Genomic DNA, 7,403 nt, shown 5'->3' with positions numbered 1-7,403 from the left:
AGATTGGCTTATCGGTTATGCCGCCGGAAGGATGGGGTTGGTGGACCGTTTACGTTAGGCTGGCCATCCAGCATCTCATTGTTCCGTTTCCGCCACGGACCGCTTTTGGCCGATCGCGACCCAAAGCGGACCCTTGGATTATTGGCTTACAAACCACGATGCCATTTGAGACTGGGGCGTGCGACGCCGCGGAAATTAATTGCTGTTGTCTTCCCGCCTCATAATGCGCGGTACTCCAAAGCACATGGCGTAGTTCGTTGAAATAGCCCGCGGCTCGTTTTTCAGCTAATTCCTTGTCCGACGAAGGGAACGTCAGGCAACCGGCGTCACAAAGTCGTCCCGCATCCGGAAGGCGGCGGAGGAACCGTTCTCTACAAGCATGTCGAGCACGCAAAGAATGGCCTGGCGCAGGGCCGGATCGCGCTTGAGTTCCAGCGGTCTTGCGTAAACATGCCGCTGGAGAAGAACTTCGAGCATGAAGACGGTGTTGGAGTCCAGCAACATAGCAGCTGGCCTTCCGCGCCCGAGCGCGTTCGCGATGCGCACAAACGCAGCGGGCAACGATCGCTCGCCGATGTGGTAGAGGAAGCGAACATAGCTGTCCAGTACGATCCAGGCCGGCGGCAGCGCCTCGAAGAGCGCGTCGACGTTGTGGGCGTAGCCTTCAAGACTCCGCCAGTGACGGACGTTGTCCTTCCACCACGCGGTCAGGAAGATCGTTGACAGCACCTCGCTGCCGTGGGGATGCTCCCTATCCAGATGCGCAAGCCACTTAGCGCGTTTGACTCGCTCGGCAAACAGGTTCCATAGGAACCAGTAATGCGGCGTATTGGGGTTGCTGTCCTCGCTGCTTGTGAACCCCTGGATGACGTTGTGGACCTCGCGCGGATGCCGGTCAACGGCTTCGAGGATCGGCTGCAGGACTTGCTCGGCATCGGCATCTGACGCGCGCATCGCAAACTGCTGAATGCGGTCGGATATCGCCTGCTCCCTGTGAAAATTCCTGTCGCGCCGGTCGGGAGAACGATCGTGCTCACGGTTCCAGCACTCGACGAGGTCTTCGCTGGCGCGCCGGTGTGCGGTCACGGCCAGAGGCTCGTTGGGAATCTGGCCTAGGATCGAGAGGATCTTCGGGTGCGCCTCGGCTCCGAATACCTCATTGATGGCGAACCTGACGTGCGCATCTTCGGCGATTTCCCCTTCGGTCCAGAACCGTCCGCGAACGTCTGCGGCCGCGGCGGCGGAGATTGTGTCCGGCGTGCGCCGCTTGTCGTAACGCTTCTTCTCCTCGGCCTTCCAGTCGCGGTCGGCAAGGGCGGCCTCGGTTGCGATGGCATTGACGGCGCGCAGGGCAAGATCGGGGTTCGCGGCCCATACCTCGTCGTTCATGCCCCAGATGGCGTACCAACGGACCTCATCGATCGGATGGGTTAGCGCGACAATAAAGGACTGCCGCACGCGCGGCGTCTGGGCTTCCGTCAGGGGCTTGGAGAGCAGCAGAGGCACGACGAAGGCACAGGGGCGATCAGCCAGCATCGAAAACCGCTGCATGCGGTCGATAGTTCCCCATTGGTCCGCGTGTCTGGAGATTTCGGAGCAGATGACATCGATACACCACTCCTTCTCTTCCGACCACATCTCGTCCCAGTGATCGCGGACGCAGACGGCAGCCACAAATCCCGGAGCGTTGCGGCTGTTGTCGGGATGCTCCGCGGTGCGGTCCATGCCCTGGACACTCGTCAGCTTCTCCCGCCACCGCGCAGGGTCCGCAGAGCCATCCTCGCGCTGGAAGATCTGGAGGCCCCACATGTAAACACCCACACGGGCATTCATCTCGCCCAACCGCCTCTTATTTTCGTCAACTAGTTGCTGAACTTCCGGAGCCGGCGGCTTGGGTTCGAGGCGGACGTGACTCTTCAGAGATCCATCGCCGTTCTCTGCCGACGTTTCGCCCGTTACGGGCTGGTCGGGGGCCACGTCGTATTGACGTAAGTCCATCCGGTGAATGGCGAGCTGCCATGTGAGGGCTTGCCTGTTGCGTTTGTCCGGCGCTGGCAGTGCTGCGATGTAACGGTCGATGATGGCATGCGCTCTCGGAGCTAGAGGGCCGAGTTGCAGGTTTGCAATGGCCGCCTCAAGGTCGTGCTGGCGGTGCGGCAGCCCGTTGGATTCCCTCCTTTCCTCTTCGTAGATCTTGTTTTCGGCGCGGAGAGTCGGAAACAATCCCGGGAGGCTCGAAGTTTGGTGCTCGCCAGCCATGCGGCTGCGATCGATCTCGATGTAGTCCTGCACCGACAGCAGCACCAGAAGGGCCTCGCCTGACCGGTGAGGATGGGCGGTCGCCACGCTCGCGACAACGGCTGCGAGCGCGGCGGAATCGCTGCGCTGGAGAATTTCGAGCAGTACCGCGTCGAGCCCCTCGGGATGGGATTTTGCGTAGTCGAGCAACCACTTCTCGAAGGCCATCAGTAGCGACTGGAGCGGATAAGGCCCGACGCTTATCCCGCGATAGAGGCCCCAGAGACGCGGATTCACCCATTGCTTCCGCGTGGCCCCGTCGGCAAACGTGAGCTCGACTTCCCAGGCGGGTTCGAGGCGGTCATGGAGACGCGGATGCGCATACCACTCGGCGCTGTGGTTGAAGACCTGGATCAGGAAGTCGAGGCCCTTTCTTGGATGGTGCGTGACCAGGTTGATCCACGGCCCACGGAAGGCACTGGCAGGGAAGAAATTATGTTGCAAGTGTTCCTTGATGCCGAAGTAAAGGTCGACGTCGATGGATGAGCGGCCATAGGGTTCCGCGTGCAGATATTCCTCCGTGGCGAGGAAGGTATCCAGTGCGACTGAGATCAAGAGGTCCGGAAGATCGCGCGCGGCGGGCGCACCTTCGAGGCTTGCAAGGAGGATGTCGCGGAATTCGTCTGCGATGGGATCAAGGCGGCGTCCTTCCTTGATCTGCCCGCGCAGGACGGCTTCGAAGCTCACGGGGTCGGCTTTCGGGATCTTGGCAATCACCTTCAAAATGCGTTGGCGCGTGTTTCCTCCCCTGTAGTGGTCAAAGCGCGGGAGGAGCCAATGGGCAATTCCGGCAACATGTTCGGCCCCGTCGATGCTAGGTGCCCACCAGCTGACGCCGCGCACGGCATCCTCGATTAATGCGAGAAGCAGAGGTGCGTCTTCCGCTCCGAAACTGCCAATGTTGCGGTGCACCAGTCTCACGACGGTTGCCCAGACCGCACCTTCCGGCACGCTCAGGATCGAGCTGTGGCCGCGCACGTCGGCAAGCCACGCGGGCGACGTCACACAGGCGACACGCAGGAGGTGGATGACCCGCTTGAGGATCGCACGGTCGTTGGCGAGCAGCTCGGCCTCGTGCCGCGTCAGGAATTCCGACGCCGACGGTGCCTTGAGCAGCGAGACTAACGTGTCGTCGCGGAACTGAGCGGGCACATCGGCCTGTGCGATGGCTGCGCTGAACAGCCGGTCCGCTGCGGGTGCGTCGCGGTCGACCAGTTCGGCAACCCACTTCCGGTACGAGCGGCGCACTGCAGGATGCGGCCCTATCGCTGACGACAATGCCTTGAACGCCGTCTCATCCGTAAGGTGCCGTTCCTCGATCCATTGCAGGATGGCCCAGTCCTCAAGGACGTCGTGCGCCGTCGCCACGAGCAAAGAATTGTCGTCGGGCGAAACAACGAGGGAGTCCTGTTTAAGGAGAGCGATGGCTGCAGCATTGAGTCCCGTAGCTGGCACGTAATCCGACAGGGCACGCGCCCTGCTTACTGCCAGCTCCTGCAACGCCTCTTCGCGATGACGCGGCATGCCGTCTGCCGGATTCTGGTCCGCGCGCACGATCTGCCGCCAGAAGACAGCGCGGAAATCGCGCTCGTTCTCCGGAAGCGGCCGTCCCGCATCCCACGGAATCTGCAATGCCTTGTCGATGAAGTAAGGGTTGCGCAGGATCTCGCGCAGGGCGGGGTTGGCGAGTGGCACTGCCAGCGACGGAAAGGCGGCCTGGGTCTCCTGCAACTCGGTGTCGTCAAGCGGCGAAACTTCGATGACCGCGTAGTCAATCCCCGCCGTCTGGAGAAAGCTGGCCTGGACCTGCTCCACGGAATAGTCGCGGCAGGTCATGAGCATACAGAGGCCGTCGTCACCCTGGGCGAGCGTCATGAGGTCGCTGAATGCGTCGCGCGTCGGTTTCTCAAGCAGGCGTTCGACGCTCTCGATCACGAGCACCTTGCGGCCCTGTGCGCCGAGGATGGCCTGAAGCTCTGTGGCGTGCGCCGGAATCTGGCTGTTGTGGAGTGTTTCGTCGATGTGGGGGACGGCGAATTCTTCGACCCGGAACCCAAAAGCGAAGAATTCGCGGGAGAGAAAGGCTACCGCCTCCTTGCCGATCACGGATTTGCCGCTGCCGGCTGGCCCTGTTATTAGGACGACCTGCTTCGCCTCGATGGCCGCAAGCACCTTCTGGACAATGCCGGCGCGACGCAGGTGAAAGGCCGGCCCGATCGTCGTGCGGATCTTCCGCAGAACGAATTCCGTGTGGTTCTTCAGTGCCGTCAGTACGCGCCGCTCGTTCGCGCCCACCTCGCCGTGCGCCTGGACGAGACAGGCTGGAAGGTCGGCGCGTTTCAGACTCCGCGCGGCCGGTTCGGCCTCGCTGGCAAAGGCCAGGAGAGCGTCCCACGCAGACGTTGCGCTGGCGACGGGATCTGGATCGGTAGACTTGAGGGAGAGTAGCGTCTTTATGTGGGCCTCGGTCTGGCACGTGGAGGTATGCAGGTCAAGGCTTAGGACGTGCAATACGCACAGGAAAGGCCACAGCGCTTCGGCGGTGACGGACGTCTCTTCCAGCTCACTGACGATCTCACAAAGCTGGTTGCACTGATGGACAGACTTCTTGGAAATAAATCCGTCGAGGGAAAGCCGTCTTTCGAACTCCTCGCCGTCGGCTGCGCCTCTGGCGCAGTCGAGTAACCCGACAAAATTTTCCAGAAGCGTGTTCGTTCCGCGCAGCGTCACGAGGACAAAACGGTCGTGCTCAGGATTAAAGGGGTCGGCCTTCTTAAAATCCTTCCAAAAGTCGCCAATAGCCTTCTTGCACTCTTCGTCTGCGGCACTAATGGTAAAACTGCGTTTCACTTGCCCGACAAGCCGTGCTTCCGCCTTATCCGCGTGCGCGCAGACAACCAGGACGTCATCCGTATTGAAGCCGAGATGCTCGGTCTGGAAATGGACTTCGGTAACGCCAGTATCAGTCAGGATCGGCGGGATGCTACGCACCAGCAGTTGCGCCAGCCAATACGCCGCGACGTGTTGTTCGAAGAAAACGCCCTCGCCACCCGTGGAGATCGGGCTTGAGACTCGTTTCTTACTTTGACCATTCATACACTTCCCCGCGCAATCTCACCATTCCCCAGTAGAGCATAGGCGTTCAAGCCTCACTTAATGACGCCGCCCGCAAGTGGCGACGCACCCCCACTCACTTCAACACGCACGACGACTTGACGTTTTATTACGTCGATGGTGCTCCTAATGATGGTCCGCTTTTGGCCGAAAGCCGCCGTCCGATGACTTTCCTTCGGGTTATCCCCCGTTACCGGCCACGCTAACTCAAAAAACCGATCGGGCGCTTCGTACGACCGCCAGTACTCTCGTGATCGTCGAGCCGAACTCGGATATGATCGCTACTCGATCGAGCCATCGCCGCCTGCCCCATCGTGCTCATCAGAACGCGTCGGATTTCACGCGCGGCAGCCAACCAGACAACGCGGCCTTCACATCGGCCCGCAGGCTCGGCAAAAACGTGTGCGCCAGCCGCTCTCTTGATCCAGCAACGCCTCGTATACCGACTGCGCGATCGCCCCCACTTATTCCGTCGACGGCTTGTCGATCTTCAGCGATCTTGTTGGCTCTGGTAGTGCGTCAGGATCATTCGAGATCACCCACCACAGGATATGTGACGCATCCAGACCCGCGCCGATGTGCTTGTCCTCGAATACCCTGGCCGCAGCAAAAAGCGGGCGGTCACCGATGAGCAATTGAAGGTGATCAGAGGCGTGCCCAGCGCCAATACCAGGTAGGACGTCCCGATACCCGGCGCACCATCCAACAGCAACGTAGGCCATCGCAAGACACGTGGCTCGGCCAACAGGCAACGTATGGCTCGCTTCGGCATCGCAGGCTGCTTTCAGTTGTACGCTGTCGAACAAGGTCAGGGTCGCAATGGATGAGAGGTCACCGAGGCACCACGCGTCTTCGTTCACCTTGTAGACCTCCGGGCTCATGGCGACACCTGCAGCCCACCGGAACGGTGGACAGCGGGCAAGATGCGCTTCACGAGATCACCCTGCTCTGTCCGGGCACAGCGCCGCCACGCCGGCGACTCACGGAAACTCTGGGCGCGAATGTCGGCGCCGGAGCTGAGCCGGTCGATGTAGCGGACCAGATCGGTGAGCAGTAGCGGTGAGGCGCTGCTGGGGCGGCCACAGGGTCGCGCCGGCGCGAGCATTTCGCGGAGTCCCGCGCCGCCCTCGGGCCAGTCGCGATCCAGGCGCCGCAGGAAGGGCGCCAGCACTTCGAGGTTCAGGGCTTCCTGGGTCACCCCATAGATGGCGTGTCGGTTTTGCCCAGGCGATCTCATGATGCGTATCTTGGCAACGTCGTGAAGCAATGCGCCGATGACGGCGAGATCGCGCTCATGTGCCGGCAAAACGTACGGTGCCAGGGTCTCGGCCATTTCAGCGCATTCGACGCTGTGCATGAGCAGGCCGGCGTCGACGGCGTGATGATGCAATCGACTCGCCGGGATGCAGAGGAACGGCTCCGATATCGCCTGGCTGGAAAACAGCCGATGGGCCAGCGATCGCATGTGATGACAGGTCAATCGATCCAGCAGTGCGATCAATCGGTCGAAGGACTCGAGTCCGTCGACGGGCACCCAGGTCCTCGACATCAGGTGCCAGCTTGGACGGTCGGGCTTGAGGACCCGCTCTATTCGAGCGGCGTCGATGCGGATCATGCCGCTGGGCGATCCGATCACTCGGCCGGCCATGTGGACGAACCGGGTTCGGACGTCGGTCAGTCCGGCAAAGCCGTCACTATCCACCGACAATCGACAAAGCGCGAACCCGGTCGCGTCCGCAATCGTGACCTGCGCCCGGCTGCCTCCCGGGTCAGGCGCTGCGGGTTTGACGGCGATGAGTCGGTAGATACCGGACACGTGGGCACCGCGCTGGCCGGCAAGATGGGCGATTGAGATCATGACTGCCCCTCCTCGTCCATCCCGCCGTTGATGGCGTTGGTGACAAAGCGGTCGAATGCGCTGCCGTCGCGCCGGGTCAGATTGGGGACGTAACGGGAATAGACGCGGAATAGCATCTCGGTGGTGGTGTGGC

The 7,403-nt window shown here is 61.5% G+C and carries 3 protein-coding genes and 1 pseudogene; all 4 read right to left on the bottom strand.

All coding sequences use genetic code 11. The features are described from left to right. Positions 1-312: 312 nt before the first annotated feature. Positions 313-5,394 (bottom strand): AAA family ATPase, encoded by a 5,082-nt coding sequence (locus tag ACS8Y6_RS18205; RefSeq protein WP_440851435.1) that lies wholly within the window; start codon positions 5,392-5,394, stop codon positions 313-315. 482 nt (positions 5,395-5,876) lie between these two features. Continuing rightward, positions 5,877-6,293 carry a hypothetical protein gene (locus tag ACS8Y6_RS18200; RefSeq protein WP_440851436.1) on the bottom strand — a complete coding sequence of 139 codons (417 nt, stop codon included), beginning with the start codon at positions 6,291-6,293 and terminating at the stop codon, positions 5,877-5,879. Further along, the gene (locus tag ACS8Y6_RS18195) at positions 6,290-7,270 is read right to left on the bottom strand and encodes an HD domain-containing protein (RefSeq protein ID WP_440851437.1); all 981 of its coding nucleotides are present in this window, start codon (positions 7,268-7,270) and stop codon (positions 6,290-6,292) included. The genes ACS8Y6_RS18200 and ACS8Y6_RS18195 overlap by 4 nt, the downstream gene beginning before the upstream one ends. After that, positions 7,267-7,403, bottom strand: a pseudogene (locus ACS8Y6_RS18190) (site-specific integrase); the annotation flags it as partial. The pseudogene ACS8Y6_RS18190 and the gene ACS8Y6_RS18195, both read right to left, overlap by 4 nt.

The sequence above is a fragment of the Salinisphaera sp. RV14 genome, assembly GCF_052044135.1.
GTDB lineage: Bacteria > Pseudomonadota > Gammaproteobacteria > Nevskiales > Salinisphaeraceae > Salinisphaera.
This window is presented reverse-complemented; position numbering and strand designations above follow the sequence as displayed.